This is a genomic window from Psychrobacter sp. ASPA161_6 (genome assembly GCF_051970285.1).
Taxonomy (GTDB): domain Bacteria; phylum Pseudomonadota; class Gammaproteobacteria; order Pseudomonadales; family Moraxellaceae; genus Psychrobacter; species Psychrobacter glaciei.
This window is the reverse complement of record NZ_JBEFNJ010000003.1, coordinates 115,283-133,017: the sequence shown is the minus strand read 5'-3', so window position 1 is coordinate 133,017 and position 17,735 is coordinate 115,283. Positions and strand designations below refer to the sequence as shown.

Here is a 17,735-nt window from a genome sequence, read left to right as displayed (position 1 = left end):
TTGCCGTCAAACAAGAAAAATAGCGTAGATAATATCGGGATATTAACAAGCTATTTGACGATGTTTGGCAAGATTTAGCCATTTTTAGCCCATTTAGATGACTATCGAGTGAATTGAAGACACGCCCTAGGGTTCAATACTTCCATTCAAGAGCAGGGAATTGCCAATCGTAGCGAATGGCGAGCATTCTTAACGTAAAAATTGTAGTCATGGCAGAGATGTCAGCAATCCAATCCGCCACGCCTAAATTGTGCAGGGCAAAGTATAGAATGCCGCCTGTTAAGGCTGCGGTGATATAAATCTCTTGCTGTAGCACCAGCGGAATCTCATTGCAAATCATATCGCGGATGATGCCGCCGACAATAATAGTAATCACCCCAAGTAATAAGGCCACAGGCACATTAGCGCCCATGCTATCGGCAACCTTGATACCAATCAAGGTAAAGGCTGACAGACCAATGGTATCGGAGAGCTTGAGAAATCTATCGACGCGTCTTGAATTAGGACGAAAAAATATTTGTGTCGCTAATGAGCAGAAGGTGATGACGGTCAAGTAGCTCATATCCACCATCCAAAACAGTGGATGACGATCCAAAATTACATCACGGACGGTGCCGCCGCCGATAGCGGTCACGATTGATACCAACAAGCAGCCAAAAACGTCGAATTTTTTATGTTTTGCTAGGATAGTCCCTGAGATACTACAAGCCACAATGCCGATCATGTCAAACAAGTAGAGCAAAGAACGCGGGTCGAACGTCGTGATCAGTACCGTAGGGTCCAATGCGATAGCCAACATGTGCGAATCTCAGTAAGTTTTTATGATGATTGGCTAAGCATTATAAGCGAATATAAGAGAGGTTGCTTTTTAAACAATCCAAATCCGTCTTATTTAACCAAGCGAATAGAAGGCAGGTGCCAATCAAAGCGCAACGCTAACATTCGCACTGCAAAGATAACGCCCAGCATAATAAATTCATTCAATCCAGCATCCATACCCCAACTGTCAAGCAGCAAATAAGTGACCGAGCCTACAATACTCGCAGAGATATAAATCTCGCGCTGGAGCACCAGCGGTATCTCATTACAAATAATATCACGTAGCATACCGCCAATGATGGCTGTCCAAACACCCATCATAATGGCAATCACGGGCGACATATCTTGGGTCAATGCTATTTTGAAACCAATAACGCTAAAGGCAGCTAGTCCAATGGCATCAAAGAGTTTGAGGGCGTTATCAATCTTGTGATACAGATGAAAAAATATCTGTAGGATAAGGGAGGTTACGGTGATGACAATCACATAGTTAAGATCGGTCATCCAAAATAGCGGATGGCGATCTAGCGCCATATCGCGTAGCGTACCACCGCCAATGGCATTGACCATCGAAACTAAGATGCAGCCAGCAATATCAAAGCCTTTATGTTGGGCGAGCAAAGTACCGGCGATAGCACAAGCAATCACACCAACCATATCGAGCAAATACAGCAGAATATCAGGAAAAATAAAATTATTCATCATAGCGTTATTTGGTCTCACCCATCTTTGGCAAATAGTACCAGTCCCAACATAATCAGCCCAATACCGACCAACCCCAATGTGGAAGGTATCTCGTTGTTGAGCAATAATATACCGCCTATCAAGGCAAATATCACCTCGCTGGCTTGGGTAGAATCAACGCCCGCAACCTCACTTGAGGTAACCGCTTGCTCACGCGCATACAAAAATATGGTGGTCGCTGCCACACCCGCCAATAGAGCAACGAGCAACGTATTAAATATTTGTGAGACTTGCGGTTGATCAGGGCGCACTATAATGCCTAAAAACATCCAAAATGGCAAACTCCCGAGCGTCATTAGCCATACTTTATTAAAGGCATTTTGCAGCAGCGTGGTTTCGATAGAGGGAATGCGAGCAATTAGGTTTTGTAAGGATGATGTTGCCGTCTCACTTTTATATGTACTATCGATATCGGTAGCATCATATGTGGTAGCTGGTAAATCATAGGCTTCAGATATGAGTGGCTCATTATTATTGAGATTGTCTCGTTGAGCCTTTATCGCCGCTGCTTCTTGTAGATGGGTATTACGCTGGCGAGCATTATGAGACGCTTGCCAAACCAATTGATTGCCAATGGGATAGCTAAAAGCGGCGATGAGAGCAGGTAGCGCACCGTAGAGCAGCATGTCAGACATTGGAACAGTGTCGATTATAGAAGCAGCATGCAGACTTTCACTGATATTGACGAGTGCCACACCGATAAAGACAATGACAGCATATACGATGAATTTTTTGTCAAAACTTTGACCAAATGCCAATAGCACAAGCAAACTGGCGACGACGGTAAACATAAAGGTGGCTGCTACCACCCAACCGGCGACATGGTCGGCGGCATAGCAAATACCTGTATAAAATAGCCCAAATCCGATACTGCCAGTCATGCACCAAAAAACCCAGTGCTGAAAAAAAATCGCTGTCAGCGCTTTGATACGACCAAAACCATGCTGCATCACGATAACAGCGGTGATAATCAACCACATAAAGACATAGCGGAGACTGGCTGACCAAAACCAGTGACCGCCTGCATCACTCATCAGCTCGTTTAAAATAAAAGTGGAACTAAAGAACGCACCCGCCAACAAGCCGAGTAAAATGAGTTTGACCATCCCTGTATCCTTACCGTTGGCTATATAGAGTCAATCCTCTATAAATTGGATACGGTGTCAAGCTTGCTCAGTCTACTACTTGTAGTACTTTCACTCGCTTTCCTTGTATCCAAATTATACTGAACCGACTATATGTCCGTTCGTTTAGCGATTTTTACCTGCTTTTTTGTGGGCTTTTCTATTTACCTTTAGCATCTGCCCAAATGATTTTGTGCAATTGTAATTGAAAGCGGACAGGCAAGGCATCAGCCAGCATCCATTCAGCAAGTTCTCGTGCCAACACAGGTACGTCAGGGCTGAACTGTTCATCGATATCATCGGCGACGTTAAACATCGGCGAAAACCAAACGGTTCCGACCAATTCATTTAGCTTATGCTCGATTAGCATAGCTTGCGCCCAGTCGTAATCTTTACGGTTCATGATGACAAACTTGATTTGGTCATGCTGAGTAAGATGGTCCAAATTTGACCATAAGTTTTTATCGACCTCGCCTGAGCTTGGTGTTTTAAGATCCATCACTTTGCTGACCGCTGTTGGTACGTTTTCTACCGTGAGCGCGCCTGCGGTTTCAAGGGATATCTCATAACCATCGCTCAGCAAACGTTTCATCAATTCAATGGCATTCGGCTGTGCTAATGGCTCGCCGCCTGTCAGACAAATACGCTTGCAAGGATAACCTTTGATAGTTTCTATAATGGTCTCTAGCGACTGACGTTCGCCGCCCGTAAAGGCATATTCGGTATCACAATAGACACAGCGCAGCGGGCAGCCAGTCAGACGCACAAATATCGTCGGCAAGCCTGACGTTATAGCCTCACCTTGCAAAGAGTAAAAAATTTCAGTCAGACGTAATCCTGCTTCAGGGTCGGTGACAGGAATAGCGGCGGTGCGTAATGGTGATTCACTCATAATATGTCAAATACAGTTAAAGGTTGATAAGGCGATCAGGCACTTATCAATCGTAATAAAAAAGGCAGATGGTTGTGTGGGTGTTTTTATGTTTGCATAAAGCCAAACCAACAAAGGATTATAACGTAACGCCTTATATTAAGCTGCAAAAAAGATGCTGGAGTCATCCTCCAGCATCTTTATATAAAACAATATTATTTAACAACTAATGGTACGTGCTAAATATTTAGGCTAAGCGTAATAGCTCATTTACTGATGTTTTTGCACGAGTTTGCGCATCTACTTTTTTCACGATGATAGCAGCGTACAAGCTGTGTGTGCCATCTTCTGACGGTAAGCTACCCGGTACGACAACAGAACCTGCTGGTACACGGCCGCGATGAATCTCGCCAGTCTCGCGATCATAGATACGCGTTGACTGACCGATAAATACACCCATCGAGATGACTGAGCCTTCTTCGACGATCACGCCTTCAACGATTTCAGAACGCGCACCGATAAAGCAGTTGTCTTCGATGATCGTTGGATTCGCTTGTAATGGCTCCAATACACCGCCGATACCCACGCCGCCTGATAGATGCACATTTTTACCGATTTGGGCACATGAACCAACCGTTGCCCACGTATCGACCATCGCGCCTTGATCGACATATGCGCCGATGTTGACATACGACGGCATCAATACTGCGCCTGCCGCGATGAAAGAGCCTTTACGAGCGACTGCCGGTGGTACAACGCGTACGCCTGCTTCTTTAAACTGTGCTTCAGTCCAGTTAGCAAATTTAGTCGGTACTTTGTCATAAAACTGTACATGCTCGCCAGCTGCTTGAACGTAGTTGTCGTTTAAGCGGAATGATAGTAATACCGCTTTTTTTGCCCATTGATTGACGACCCATTCGCCATCTTTCTTTTCGGCAACGCGCAAGCTACCATTGTCTAGTTGCTCAAGGACTTGATTAATAGCATCACGTACGTCTTGTGGCATAGTGCTTGGGCTGTACTCATTGCGGTTTTCAAAGGCTTGTTCGATGGTTTGTTGTAATGACATGGATAAAAATTCCTAAGATGGATGAAAGGTAAATAAAAAGATTTTATCGTTAACTATATCGTAAAAAATCGACTAAAAATATTGCCTGCCACATTGTCGCTAATTTGGCAGCTTTTAGCAAATAAGTTGGGCGTAATGGTCATTGCTTATAATAAATAATGCCGTCTAGACCGTTGAGCTATTATCGTCTATCCATTCTAAGATATCGTGATAGACCACTTTATTAGCCTGCTCATGTAGGGGCTCATGGCGCATGTTTGGATAGAGCTTTACACTCACGTTATTAAAATTTTGTTTCTTTAGGCGGCTGACAATATTGCGAATGCCGCTGCCCATGTCACCGATGGGGTCGCTTTTTCCACTGGCAAAAAGCATCGGAAAGTCTTTGGCAATTGTCGTGGCCCAGCCTTTATGCAAGCTAGTTGCCATCAAGGTAAACAACGTCATAAAACCATTATTGGTAAAGTCAAAACCCGTGAGTGGATCGGCTTCATAAGCGGCGATATTGGTTGGGTTTTCACTGATCCAAGCAAACTGTGAATCAGAAGTACGGTTATTAAGCTTGCTGTTAAGTACCTTGTTCATTACCTTGGCAAATACGGCGTTTGGCTTTCTTGGTGCAGCTTTTGCCAATAGTTTATTGATTGGTAGTAGCACTTTGGTCAACGGATTGGCATCAGCAGTGCCCATCAAGATAGCACCGGCAAAGTCTTGAGCATGATGTTTGAGGACATTACGGACAATAAATGAGCCCATAGAGTGTCCCATGACAAAGTGCGGCACATGAGGATGACGAGCCTTTAAGCTATCAGCCATAACGATGACGTCTTTTAACAATGACTGCACCGGATGCTCGCTGCCAAAAAACCCCAAATCAGCGTGTGTTTTTACCGTTTGACCATGACCAAGCTGATCGTAAGTTGCTACGGCAATACCATTATCAGCCAAAAACTGGGCAAAGTCCGTATAGCGACCGCTATGCTCTGACATGCCATGGACGATCAGTAGCGTGGCTGTAATCTTTTTGTCGCTATCGCGCGGCTCAAAGAAGGTATGATGCAGATAGTGGGTATTATCAGAGGAGGTGATCTGGTCAGAATTACTCATAAGCGTAGAATCCTTGCATGGTTAGAGGATAAAAACAAACTGTTTTTATGGTTTTTAAGTGTTTAACGACGAGCACTAAACGTATTGTCAATATGGCTTTGCTAGAGAATAAGCCGTCAGTCAGGTTGTATTATCACGATAGATGATTGCTGCCACCAATTTAATCACAAAGCCTTAGTAGGTCAATATTATTTACTGAATCGTCGTTATCGTACAATAGTCTTGCTTTAAATGCTTTTAACTTATGTTTTAATTTCTATTGCCAAACCATTCAAAAACTATCAAAGACACTGAGCGATGAGATGCCCACAAAAAAAATGCCTGTAAAAAAACTGCTGTTGGCAGGTGCTGGTCATGCGCATATTGGCTTGTTGCGTCGACGCTTTATGACACCTTCCATCAAATTAGATATCACATTAATCAGCGCACAGCCGCAGTTTGTTTACTCTGGTATGTTGCCTGGTTGGATGGCGGGACATTATACTTTAGATAATATCCGTATCGATATAAAGTCACTCTGCTCTCAAGCAGGTGTGCGCTTTATTCAGCAGCCAATCGTAAAAATAGACGCTAAATCTCAGAAAGTCATGACCGCTGACGATAAGCATTATACCTATGATGTATTGTCATTAAACACCGGTGCAGATACCGATATGCGCTGGTCACATAATGCTGAGACGAGTAGTGTTATTGCTATTAGGCCATTATCAGAATCTATCACACATTGGCAGCAGATTCTGACGGATGCTCGACAATCTAAAAAATATCAACTGGCTATCGTTGGGGCTGGAGCGGCAGCGATAGAGTTGGTCATGGCTGCTCAAGTCGCGCTACAGCAAATCAATACTAACCATCAAGTGACACTGGTGTGCGGTGAGCATCTTTTATCGGGATTTAATCCGCGTTTTCAGCAGCGTGTTATGAAGCAGCTATATCGCCATGGCATTAGGATGGTTCAGGAGCGCGCAACAGATTATCGTGATGGTCAGCTGTCAACCGCTACTGATTCGTTAACGATGGATGCGGTTATCGCTGCGACTGGCGTGATGGGGTCGGCATGGACAGCCGCTACTGACTTGCAAACCATTGATAATGGTTTTATCGCTGTCAATACCCTGCAACAAAGCGTCTCCCATCCGAATGTGTTTGCTGTCGGCGATGTAGCAACGCGAGTAGATAAAGACATGGCACATTCGGGAGTTCATGCGGTACGTGGCGGTGCTATAGAAGCTGATAACCTACTGGCATATCTGAGAGGTGAGCCTATGCAGAAGTATCAGCCCAAAACACGTACGCTATATTTATTGTCTTGCGGCGATAAATACGCTATCGGCAGTTGGGGCAGATTTAGCGTACAAGGTCGCTGGGTTTGGTATCTAAAGCGGCAAATCGACAAGCGCTTTATAAATGCAAAATAACCCTGTTGACCCGCTTTATAATTTACATTTGACCATGATATTTCCCTTTTAATAGAAATATTAGGGACATAATACGGTATCATTGATTAGTTAAACTGGAAAGAAAGCATAAATTGATTAGCAACTTGTCAATAATAGCTATGATTTCTATTATGGTTTAATGATGATACTCAAGATTTTTCATTATCAATGAGTTTGCATGACTTCTAAGGCTGAGTCAAAACTGACTTAATCTGCTAATAAAATGCTACTGAATGGATTCAATAATTTATGAAATCTACCATTGAACTACTCGAATTTACCGATTTCCCTGCTATTAAGCGCCGTCAACTGACGATATTACAAGTCAATATGGGTTACTTATGCAATATGTCTTGCGTCCATTGCCACGTGGCTGCCAGTCCCTATCGGACAGAGATGATGTCGCGTGAGCTGGTTGAGATGATACCCAAAGTGCTGCAAGCGCAAAATATTGACACGCTCGATTTGACGGGCGGTGCACCTGAGATGCATGAGGACTTTAAGTATTTGGTAAAGGCGGCTCGCGCCCTAGGCGTCAAAGTAATAGATCGCTGTAATCTGACTATCCTCATGGAAGATGGGTATGAGGACATGGCGCAGTTTTTAGCAGACAATCAAGTTGAAGTGGTGGCATCCTTACCTTGTTATTCCTTAGAAAATGTAGACAAACAGCGCGGTAAGGGCGCGTTTGATGACAGTATATTGGGACTGCAAAAGCTCAATGCCTTAGGTTATGGCAAGCCTGATTCAGATTTAACATTGAATTTGGTCTATAACCCACAAGGTGCCACGCTGCCGCCCAATCAACAGCAGCTTGAAGCGGACTATAAGCGCGAGCTAAAAGAGCATTTCGATATTGAGTTTAATCAGTTGTTCGCTTTGACCAATATGCCGATTCAGCGTTTTGGCGCGGTGCTGTTGGCCAAAAACCAATTCCACCCGTATATGGATTTGCTCAAAGAAAATTACGTGGCTGCCAACTTAGCGGAAGTCATGTGCCGCTCGACCATCAGTGTCAACTGGTTGGGTGAATTGTTCGATTGCGACTTCAATCAGCAGTTAGAGATTCCTGTACCCAATAAGTCGCGTCAGCACCTAAGCGATTTGCTGACTCAAAATCCTTCCGGTGACGTCATTGCTATTGCTGACCATTGTTATGGTTGCACAGCAGGACAGGGGAGTAGTTGCGGTGGCGCGCTAGAAGAAGAGACAGCAGACCAGACGATAGAAAACACCTCATCGATTTAAACGGAGTTACTTATGAATATTTTTGATAGCATCAGTAAGAGCACAAGCAGTTTTTCAAGCAGTCGTTTAATGACAAAAACGGCAGTGGCCACTTCTATATTGTTGGCCAGTGTCGCCAGTTATGCTGATTTCAATCATAGCACTTGGGACAGCTTACTCAACAAAAACGTCACTATGACCAATGGTGGTAAAGCCTCTGTCGTTAATTATAATGGCATGAAAGCGGATAAGAGCAAGCTTGATAGCTATATGGCGGCCACTAGCAAAGTCAGTCAGTCAGAATTCAACCGCTGGAGCAAAGACGAGCAGTTGGCATTTTTGATCAATGTCTATAACGCAGGTACGGTAGAGCTAGTGTTGACCAAGTATCCTAGCATTAAGTCGATTAAAGATATCGGTGGGATATTTGGCTCGCCATGGAAACAAGATTTTGTCACGCTACTAGGCAAAAAGCGCTCGCTCGATGACATCGAACACAATCTAATCCGTGGCTCCAAACGCTACAATGAACCACGTATTCACTTTGCAGTGAACTGTGCTAGCATTGGCTGTCCAGCCTTGTTAGACGATGCTTTTACAGGCAGCAAGTTGGATAAGCAATTAGAGCAAGTAACCAGTAAGTTCTTAGCCGATAGCAGTCGCAATCGCCTCAAAGGCGGCACACTTGAGGTATCGCCAATCTTTAAATGGTATAAAGAAGACTTTGAGTCGAATTGGCGCGGCACCAAAGATCTAGAAGGGTTTTTAGCTCGCTATAGCTCATCTTTAAGTCTGGATAAATCGCAAACGGCTGATCTAAAAGCAGGTAAAACGAAGATTGGCTATACCGATTACAATTGGAATTTGAATAAAAAGTAAGAATACGGCCAACTATGACAGCGACGGTTTCTATCATTATTCCAGTACTCAATGAGGCAGATAATTTGCCTCATCTGTTTGCAAATATAGACAGCCTAAATCCAACACCGCAGCAAGCTATCTTGGTCGATGGCGGCTCAAACGATGACTCTATCGGCATAATTCAAAGCTTTATTAAAGAGTTAACGCTCGATAATTACCGTAAAATTGATTGGCAAATGATTGAGTCCAGAGCAGGGCGTGCGCAGCAAATGAATGCAGGTGCAGCATTAGCAACTGGCGATATCTTGCTATTTTTACATGCAGATACGCAATTGCCAATCCAAGCTATTGCAGAAGTAACGACTGCTATAAAATCTTCAGGATGGGGTCGTTTCGATGTGCAGCTGAATAGCCGTCAGCCGATGCTTTGGTTAGTAAGTCGAATGATTAACTGGCGCTCACGATTGAGCGGAATCGCTACGGGTGACCAAGCTCTTTTTATCAAGCGTAAGCTTTTCGAACAAATCGGTGGTTATCCTAAACAGTCGCTGATGGAAGATGTCGAGTTATGCAAGCAGCTAAAAGGTGTCGCCAAACCTGCATGTTTGAAAAGTAAAGTCATCACCTCGGCCAGACGCTGGCAGCAATATGGCACTTGGCGGACGATTGTCTTAATGTGGCATTTACGTTTTGATTATTGGCGTGGCGTGTCGGCTGATAACATTAAAGCGCGCTATTATAAATAAAAGAATAAACGCTTACCATGAATCAAAAATTACAAACTTGCATTATTCTTTTTGCCAAATTTCCCGCACAGGGTATGGCAAAGACCCGTTTGCAACCAGCGCTTGGCATTGAAGGTGCCGCGCAAATGGCACGGCAACTGCTGCTGCATAGCATAGAACAGGCCGTCGCTACTGGCTTTACGGTTGAGCTATGTGTTAGTCCTGCGCCAAGTGATCCTTGCTGGCAAGCGCTTGATTTGCCTGACTCACTCCAATGGTCAGCGCAAGTGGAGGGTGACTTGGGCTTTCGTATGCTGGGAGCCAGTCAGCGAGTATTGCAACGTTTTGAAAAGGTTTTATTAATTGGTACGGATTGTCCTAGCCTCATGGCAGCGCGTATTCAACTAGCAGCACAGCAGCTAGATCAGCATGATGCAGTCATGATTCCTGCATCAGATGGTGGTTATGTGTTGCTCGGATTTAAACAAGCGGATAGAAGTCTTTTTTCAAATATCAGCTGGAGTACGGCTAGCGTGGCTGCGGTGACTAGGCAGCGCTTTGCAACATTAGGTTGGACACTCGCACTATTATCACCTTTACATGATATTGATGAGCCTGAAGATTTGCAGTATTTGCCAAATGGCTGGCTGGATTCTCACGTCAATATCAAGGTCGATGACAGCTGATAAGCGTTTCAATAAATTGGCTAAAATAGTGCGGCTATATTTATCAAGGTCATCACTAAGACTTTCAACTGGATTGTACATTCAATAAGGATATTGTTATGCAGGACGTGGTTCAGGATTATTATGGTAAATAGCTACAAAGCACTGCTGATTTAAAGACCTCAGCGTGTTGCGATATTAGTAATATGCCTGAATGGCTCAAACCGCTGCTGGCTAATATCCATGATGACGTCTTGAGTCGTTATTATGGTTGCGGATTGGTTTGTCCGGCGTTACTTGAAGGCTGCCGCATTTTAGACTTAGGAAGTGGTTCGGGCCGCGATGTCTACGCACTAGCGCAATTGGTTGGCGAGACGGGGCATGTAGTCGGTGTTGATATGACCGATGAGCAATTGGCAATCGCAAAACAGCATCAAGACTATCATGTCGACAAGTTCGGCTATGATAATGTGACTTTTATAAAAGGCTATCTTGAAAAGTTAGATGAGCTAGCGTTAGCAGATAATAGCTTTGATATTATCGTCTCAAATTGCGTCATCAATTTATCCACTGATAAAGCCGCAGTGATGGCCAGTGTGCAGCGTTTGCTTAAGCCTGGTGGAGAGTTTTATTTTTCTGACGTGTATGCTGATCGCCGTATTCCGCAACATCTAATCGACGATCCTGTCCTTTATGGCGAGTGTTTGAGTGGTGCTTTGTACTGGAAGGACTTTAGCCGTTTGGCAAGAGGCGCAGGATTTTTAGACCCGCGTCTGGTCGAGGATCGCCCACTTGAGATTACTGATCCCGCATTGGCGGCTAAAATCGGTGACATTCAGTTTTTCTCTGCTACTTATCGTTTGTTTAAAATTGCCGCGCTTGAAGACGCTTGCGAAGATCATGGACAAGCAGTGATATACAAAGGATCTATTGAACAGTCACCCCATCGTTTTGATCTGGATAAGCATCATGCTATTGAGGCGGGTCGAGTATTCCCTGTCTGTGGCAATACGTTTCGAATGCTACAAGAATCTCGCTTTGCACCGCATTTTGAATTTATCGGTGATGACAGTCGCCACTACGGTATTTTTGCAGGTTGCGGCGAACTGATGCCATTTAATCAGTCGGTAACGCTAGCATCTGAGCTGGGCGGCTGTTGTTAGTGTCAAAGCTGTGTATAGTCAGTGAAAAGTAATATCGACACATGACGTACTGCTGATATCAATTTTTCTTGCTTACTGTGCCTGCGCAGACAGAGGCTACAAAAAATTGATATCAGCAATACCGTAGCGTTTTTAGGATACTTTGACTATAGTTAGCGTACGTTGCAAATGTACGAGCTAAAATCCTAAAAAAGGCCATTAATTCAAGTTAATGGCCTTTTTATATGTGCATGTTTGTATGTGTATGGGAATTTAACACTTTGCTGTCTGTCATTATTTCAGACAAGCATCTATCGATACACTTTTGAATATTTAGTACAGCAATGCAGCAAGTCTGGTTTTGGTCTGCTCGTCCATCACGTTCACAGGCGTTACCAGTGCTTGGGCTAAGGCATTATGTGCGATTGAATCCGGCAGCTCGGCGGCAATCAAAGCGACCGCTTCCTTGATTACTTTCTGAGCGTTTTCGGCATTTTTCATTAGGTTTTTTATGGCGTAGTCCGCACTGACTGCTTCTTCGGTAGGATGCCAACAATCAAAATCTGTCACCAAGGCCAACGTAGCATAAGCAATGCTGGCTTCACGTGCCAGCTTGGCTTCTGGCATATTGGTCATGCCGATAATACCTGCCTGCATTTGCCGATACCACTGGGACTCTGCACGAGTTGAGAACTGTGGTCCCTCGATACAGACATAAGTTGCCTGTGAGTGACATGCTCCCTCAAAAATATCTGCTTTGTCGTAGGCTCGCTCTAGGATATCTGCTAGGGCAGGACATAGTGGATCTGCCATCGATACATGAGCGACTGCGCCTTCACCAAAAAACGTACTGACTCGCTGCTTGGTCATGTCAATCATTTGATCGGGTACGACCATATCTAGCGGCTCAATATGCTCTTGCAAAGAACCGACTGCGGATACTGATACGATATAGCGCACGCCTAATGTTTTTAATGCATAAATATTGGCGCGATAAGGGACTTCAGACGGGATGAGTTTATGACCTTGACCATGCCGTGTCAAAAAAGCAACCGTCACACCCTCTAATTCACCAAGGACAATATCATCAGAAGGGCTACCATAAGGCGTCTGTATGGTGATATTGCGTTTATTGGTGAGTGATTGCATTTGATAGAGACCGCTGCCGCCAATGATAGCAATGTCGGCAGAGTATTTTTGCGTGTTTTCTACTGCAATTGAAGTCATATCAGGTTCCAAATGATAGCTAGTAAAAGTTGTAAAAGCTGGTGTTACTCGCTTTTTCCTCAAAATATAGACAATAACAAAGGTCTTGGTAAACGGATTTTTTAGAAAGGGTTTTACATTCTAAATATAGCCACTAACGTTTAGTGATTCTCTTATACATACCTTGAGCAAGCGCCTTAACTGTCATCGCCTGACTTTGTACAAAGCCATTGCACTTGGGCAAGTCATCATCCATATCTTGGACTCGGCGATTATAAAATAGGTGCATGCTAGGTTCAGGTAGCGCGGCGACATTAGGGAGATTTGTCGTGGGTATTAATATGAGGTTTCCGCCCACTGCTGTTTCTATACTGGGTTTATTGCAGCGCGTACACAGCCCGCGGCTAATATTCGGCGGAAGTTTCCAACGGCGGAATTTGGTTCTAATCAGGTTTAACTTACTCACATCCGATTTGAGTAAAATCGTTACATCATTATACGCTTGGCCAGTGAATTCTTGGCAAATAGTACAGTGGCAGATAAAGCGGCCAATGGGTTTATTATTGATAGTATAGGTGTTGCTAGAACAGGAGCAAGAGCCTTCCTGTGGTATAAATTCGCTGCTCATTAGTCAATCCTTATCAACAAAGTTATCATTATTTATCATATTCAAAACATAGCACTATCTTAGCTTACTATAGTCGGTTCAAGATGATTTAGATACAAGAAAGGCGTGTGAAAGTACTACGGACAATAGAGTAAGTACAAGCCTAACGCCTTGCTCGGTTTATATAAAATTGACTGTACTATAAGTATTGTTTGGGGTAGTCATGAATATCTTTATTTCTGTTTGGGTAATGATAAAGGTTTACACTCGGTCTAATTTTTGTTTAAATAGTTTAACTAATGAAACTTTGTTCCGCATGGCAGAACATACTAAATGCCCATCAACTAGATAAATTACTATTTTTGACTCAAAGCGCTTTATTTATAAGGTTTTGAGAGAAGGTAAGCTATGGTTTATTTATGACAGGAATTACTATACTATTACAGGTCTGTAACGCATTAAGATTTAAATGTTGATGCCGTTAGATGTATTAAACTGATTATTTCAAGGATGAATGCAATGCTCAACTTCACAAAATCTCCGTTATTTTTATCAGCGATGTTAAGTGCCACTCTAGGCCTAACTGCATGCTCATCGCCAAGTTCAGAAAGCACTGACGGTACGGAAACAGACAGTGCTGCCACTGCTGATGCTACTGCCGCCGATAAGCTAGATACCAAATTTCTTACCATCGCTACAGGCGGGGCATCTGGTCCTTATAACATCATTGGGACGTCATTGTCCGAAATCTATGTCAAAACCTTTGGGGTCAACTCAAAGACACAAACCACGGGCGCATCAGTCGAAAACGTCAATCTATTGACCCAAGGTAAAGTCGATATGGTATTGGCGCTCAGTGATGTGGTCACGGACGCAGTAGAAGGTAAAAATAACTTTGATAAGCCGATCGCTAACATTCAACAGATTGCCGTCTTGTACCCTAATGTGGTACAAATCGTCACCACCAAAAAATCCGGCATCAAAAGCATTGAAGACTTACGTGGCAAGCGCATCGCTGTAGGCGATCAAGGCTCTGGAACGGAAGTAAATGCGCGAACTTTATTAGAAGGGTTTGGCATCACGTATGATGATGTCACGGTCGATTATTTAGGATTTTCTGAAGCGGCTGATGGTATGAAAGCAGGTAAAATTGAAGCGGCTTTCTTTAGCAGTGGTCTACCAAACTCTTCATTGATGGAGCTAGAGCAGGGCTTAGACTTGCAATTGATTACCATCAACCAAGACAAGCTAAAAGAAATCATTGCGACCAAGCCTTACTTCAAAACCTTTGAGATTCCTGCTGGCACGTATGGCAACGAAACCGCTATTCCAACCGCAGCAATCATGAATGCTCTGTTGGTTAGCTCTGATCTATCTGAAGCTGATGGTTATAAGTTAACCAAAACATTATTTGAGAACTTGGAAGGTCTAAAAACAGCACACCAAGCGGCAAATGATATCAGCTTAGAGACTGCCCGTGAAGGCATGGTCGCCCCAATCCATCCTGGCGCTAAAAAGTACTATGACGAACAAGCAGCCAAATAATTCATTATGGCTATCAACTGGCGCAGCATTTATTGCCGCGCTGGTTTTTTTTACGCTATGGATGGGCTTTGTTCTCCAGCCTGTGGTCGAAGTGCGGATCAAAGGGCTAGAGGGGTCGGACGATAAGGTGTGTTATTTCGTCGAGCCTGATTTTCAGCTACGGTGGATACATTCTGTAGAAAAGCAATGGTGGGAGGAGCAATACCAACGTGAGAGCGATGGCTTGCTGCTGACCACCACGTATTTTGAAGCCTTTGGCGCAGGTACACCCTCAACCGAAGCGCTTGCTCCCATACAAAAACCTGGCTATCTGGGTTATCAAATCAATGAAAAGCTCCCCAACCTAAATTGGATCGTATCCAGACTGACCAAAGGCGAGATTGATTATGGCGACCACCGTGTTTTGATTCACCAGATGGTGCCGGACTATTCTGAAGTGGTGATCATGCCTAAGACGTATGGTTTAATTGATAGATTTAAAAAGGACTTATGTCATGAACTCCCAAGTGACGGATCACGGTAGCGTAACTACCATGCCAGACGCTGATGTTGATAAAGATGCTGAGGCAGATGCGATCAACAAAGCGGTATTGGAAAAATATGACCGAGAGTCAATCACGCGTCATATCACCCAAGGACCAGTGAAGTATCTCATCGCTGGAATTTGTATACTCTATTCCCTTTTTCACTTATATATTACTTTTAATCCGATGCCAGCATTGCTACAACGCTCTGTACACGTGGGCGTTGGTTTTGCATTAATATTCTTGATTTTCCCTGCTAGCAAAAAAAGTAGCCGAAAAAGTGTGGCATGGTATGACTGGATTTGGTTTGCGCTGTCTTTATCTGGCATGGGCTATCTGATTTATGAGTATCAAGACATTGTGACCTCGCGTGGCGGTATGGCAAATCAGGTTGATGTGATATTTTCACTGATTACCGTGGTCTGTGTACTAGAAGGCAGTCGCCGAATAACTGGTTGGATTTTGCCGATATTAGCAGGGATATTCTTAGCTTATCCATTTGTCAGTCATTTGGACTTTATGCCTGATCGTCTACTGACTCGCCCTTATGATATGGGTGATATCTTTGGTCAATTATTCTTAAAGACCGAAGGCTTATATTCTGTTGCGATTGGTGCATCAGTCACGTTTATTTTCTTGTTCATTCTCTTTGGTGCGTTCTTAGCACGCTCAGGAATGGGACAGTTATTCAATGATTTGGCACTGGCAATCGCTGGTCATAAAAAGGGTGGGCCTGCAAAAGTAGCGGTCATCTCTAGTGGTTTTATGGGCAGTATTAATGGCTCAGCTTTATCGAACGTGGTCAGTACCGGTGCCTTTACCATTCCGTTGATGAAAAAGGTCGGTTATCACAAAGATTTTGCTGGTGCCGTTGAGGCAAGTGCTTCTGTTGGTGGGCAGATATTGCCACCGATTATGGGTGCGAGTGCGTTCATTATGGCGGAGACCACAGGCTTGCCTTACAGCACGATTGCATTGGCCGCATTACTACCAGCGATTTTGTATTACTTGGGCGTCATTGCGCAGGTGCATTTTCGCGCTGGACGTCGTGATTTAAAAGGCATCGCTAAAGAAAACTTACCAGCGGTAAAAGAAGTGCTAAAAGCGCGCGGTCATATGCTATTACCGATTGTCTTTTTGGTTTTCTTATTAATCAGAAATGTCCCTGTCGGTTATGCAGCTGCTTATACCATTGGTTTTACGGTTGTAGTCAGTATGCTGCGAAAAGAGACTAGAATGGGCTTTTCCGACATTTTGGGGGCATTAGAAGATGGCGCTCGCCAATCGCTTGCCGTGATGGCTGCTTGTGCGGTCGTCGGTATTATCATCGGGGTCGTGAGTTTGACCAGCTTTGGTACGGTCATGACGTCATCTATCGTAACGCTAGGCGCAGGGTCGTTATTCTTTACGCTTATTTTAACGATGCTTGCCTCAATGGTTTTAGGTATGGGATTACCGTCTATTCCGGCCTATATCATTACCGCGACGATGGCAGCGCCTGCATTAGCAGGTTTTGATATTCCGATTTTGTCAGCGCACATGTTTGTTTTCTATTTTGGTATCTTTGCCAATATCACACCGCCTGTATGTCTGGCAGCCTTTGCTGGTGCGGGTATATCCGGTGGCGATCCGATGAAAACAGGATTTTTATCGCTGAAACTAGCTTTGGCTGGATTCATCGTACCGTTTATGTTTATCTACAATCCAACGATGCTGATGATAGATCCAACAGGTTTGGCAGTTACGGCGAAAGATTTCCCATTGCCGCCTATTATCGATATCATCACGGTGGTAGTGACTTCAGTGACGGGTGTCATCGCGTTAAGCTCGGCACTCGAAGGATACTTCAGAGGCGGTATGAATACACTGACTCGTGTCATCTTAGCTATTGGTGCTTTACTATTGATTTATCCTGAGATTACCACTGGTATCGCAGGTGGGATTATTGTCCTTGGTATTGCTGTGTTGAATATAAAAACGAACGGAAAGCCAACACCAACTTTAACTGTTTAAAGTGTTGGCTTTGAAAGCTTTAAAGCCTTTACAATTTTATTAAAGTC

General features: G+C 43.9%; 17 protein-coding genes. 9 read left to right on the top strand and 8 right to left on the bottom strand.

The features are described from left to right. Positions 1-133 precede the first annotated feature (133 nt). From ACTQ9T_RS09770 to ACTQ9T_RS09745, 6 genes are all read right to left on the bottom strand, one after another. The gene (locus ACTQ9T_RS09770; RefSeq protein ID WP_010199481.1) at positions 134-799 is read right to left on the bottom strand and encodes a trimeric intracellular cation channel family protein; all 666 of its coding nucleotides are present in this window, start codon (positions 797-799) and stop codon (positions 134-136) included. Positions 800-888: 89 nt separating this feature from the next. After that, positions 889-1,524 carry a trimeric intracellular cation channel family protein gene (locus tag ACTQ9T_RS09765; protein ID WP_440464931.1) on the bottom strand — a complete coding sequence of 212 codons (636 nt, stop codon included), beginning with the start codon at positions 1,522-1,524 and terminating at the stop codon, positions 889-891. 14 nt (positions 1,525-1,538) lie between these two features. Then, a complete protein-coding gene (locus tag ACTQ9T_RS09760) occupies positions 1,539-2,669 on the bottom strand; it encodes a multidrug resistance efflux transporter family protein (protein ID WP_440464930.1) in 1,131 nt (376 codons plus the stop codon). A 178-nt stretch (positions 2,670-2,847) separates the two neighbouring features. Beyond that, positions 2,848-3,579 (bottom strand): 7-carboxy-7-deazaguanine synthase QueE, encoded by a 732-nt coding sequence (queE, locus tag ACTQ9T_RS09755; RefSeq protein WP_194620113.1) that lies wholly within the window; start codon positions 3,577-3,579, stop codon positions 2,848-2,850. Positions 3,580-3,805: 226 nt separating this feature from the next. Continuing rightward, positions 3,806-4,627 (bottom strand): 2,3,4,5-tetrahydropyridine-2,6-dicarboxylate N-succinyltransferase, encoded by an 822-nt coding sequence (dapD, locus tag ACTQ9T_RS09750; RefSeq protein ID WP_010199491.1) that lies wholly within the window; start codon positions 4,625-4,627, stop codon positions 3,806-3,808. A gap of 165 nt (positions 4,628-4,792) precedes the next feature. Further along, entirely contained in the window at positions 4,793-5,734 is a 942-nt protein-coding gene (locus tag ACTQ9T_RS09745; protein ID WP_440464929.1) for an alpha/beta fold hydrolase, read from the bottom strand. A gap of 302 nt (positions 5,735-6,036) precedes the next feature. Between ACTQ9T_RS09745 and ACTQ9T_RS09740 the strand changes: the two genes are divergently transcribed. The 6 genes from ACTQ9T_RS09740 (at position 6,037) to ACTQ9T_RS09715 (ending at position 11,814) form a co-directional block, all read left to right on the top strand. Continuing rightward, a complete protein-coding gene (locus ACTQ9T_RS09740) occupies positions 6,037-7,152 on the top strand; it encodes an FAD-dependent oxidoreductase (RefSeq protein WP_440464928.1) in 1,116 nt (371 codons plus the stop codon). A 270-nt stretch (positions 7,153-7,422) separates the two neighbouring features. Then, positions 7,423-8,421, top strand: coding sequence for an arsenosugar biosynthesis radical SAM (seleno)protein ArsS (arsS, locus tag ACTQ9T_RS09735; protein WP_194620107.1), 999 nt, complete (start codon positions 7,423-7,425; stop codon positions 8,419-8,421). Positions 8,422-8,433: 12 nt separating this feature from the next. After that, a complete protein-coding gene (locus tag ACTQ9T_RS09730) occupies positions 8,434-9,279 on the top strand; it encodes a DUF547 domain-containing protein (protein WP_440464927.1) in 846 nt (281 codons plus the stop codon). Between the two features lie 14 nt (positions 9,280-9,293). Next, the gene (locus tag ACTQ9T_RS09725) at positions 9,294-10,007 is read left to right on the top strand and encodes a TIGR04283 family arsenosugar biosynthesis glycosyltransferase (RefSeq protein ID WP_440464926.1); all 714 of its coding nucleotides are present in this window, start codon (positions 9,294-9,296) and stop codon (positions 10,005-10,007) included. A gap of 17 nt (positions 10,008-10,024) precedes the next feature. Beyond that, entirely contained in the window at positions 10,025-10,672 is a 648-nt protein-coding gene (locus ACTQ9T_RS09720) for a TIGR04282 family arsenosugar biosynthesis glycosyltransferase (RefSeq protein WP_440464925.1), read from the top strand. Between the two features lie 185 nt (positions 10,673-10,857). Beyond that, positions 10,858-11,814, top strand: coding sequence for a methyltransferase domain-containing protein (locus ACTQ9T_RS09715; protein ID WP_440464924.1), 957 nt, complete (start codon positions 10,858-10,860; stop codon positions 11,812-11,814). A 312-nt stretch (positions 11,815-12,126) separates the two neighbouring features. Here ACTQ9T_RS09715 and mtnP read toward each other — a convergent pair whose 3' ends face one another. Both mtnP and ACTQ9T_RS09705 read right to left on the bottom strand, forming a co-directional pair. After that, positions 12,127-13,020: an S-methyl-5'-thioadenosine phosphorylase gene (gene mtnP, locus ACTQ9T_RS09710; protein ID WP_440464923.1), complete on the bottom strand. Its 894-nt coding sequence runs from the start codon at positions 13,018-13,020 to the stop codon at positions 12,127-12,129. 133 nt (positions 13,021-13,153) lie between these two features. After that, positions 13,154-13,627, bottom strand: coding sequence for a GFA family protein (locus ACTQ9T_RS09705; RefSeq protein ID WP_210540770.1), 474 nt, complete (start codon positions 13,625-13,627; stop codon positions 13,154-13,156). Positions 13,628-14,125: 498 nt separating this feature from the next. On the opposite strand from ACTQ9T_RS09705, the gene ACTQ9T_RS09700 reads away from it, so the two are divergent. From ACTQ9T_RS09700 to ACTQ9T_RS09690, 3 genes are read left to right on the top strand one after another with little or no spacing between them, the layout of a single operon-like run. Continuing rightward, positions 14,126-15,151 (top strand): TAXI family TRAP transporter solute-binding subunit, encoded by a 1,026-nt coding sequence (locus tag ACTQ9T_RS09700; protein WP_440464922.1) that lies wholly within the window; start codon positions 14,126-14,128, stop codon positions 15,149-15,151. Then, a complete protein-coding gene (locus ACTQ9T_RS09695) occupies positions 15,129-15,674 on the top strand; it encodes a DUF1850 domain-containing protein (RefSeq protein ID WP_010199519.1) in 546 nt (181 codons plus the stop codon). Before ACTQ9T_RS09700 ends, ACTQ9T_RS09695 begins: the two co-directional genes overlap by 23 nt. 10 nt (positions 15,675-15,684) lie before the next feature. Next, positions 15,685-17,688 carry a TRAP transporter permease gene (locus ACTQ9T_RS09690; RefSeq protein ID WP_420850986.1) on the top strand — a complete coding sequence of 668 codons (2,004 nt, stop codon included), beginning with the start codon at positions 15,685-15,687 and terminating at the stop codon, positions 17,686-17,688. Positions 17,689-17,735 lie beyond the last annotated feature (47 nt).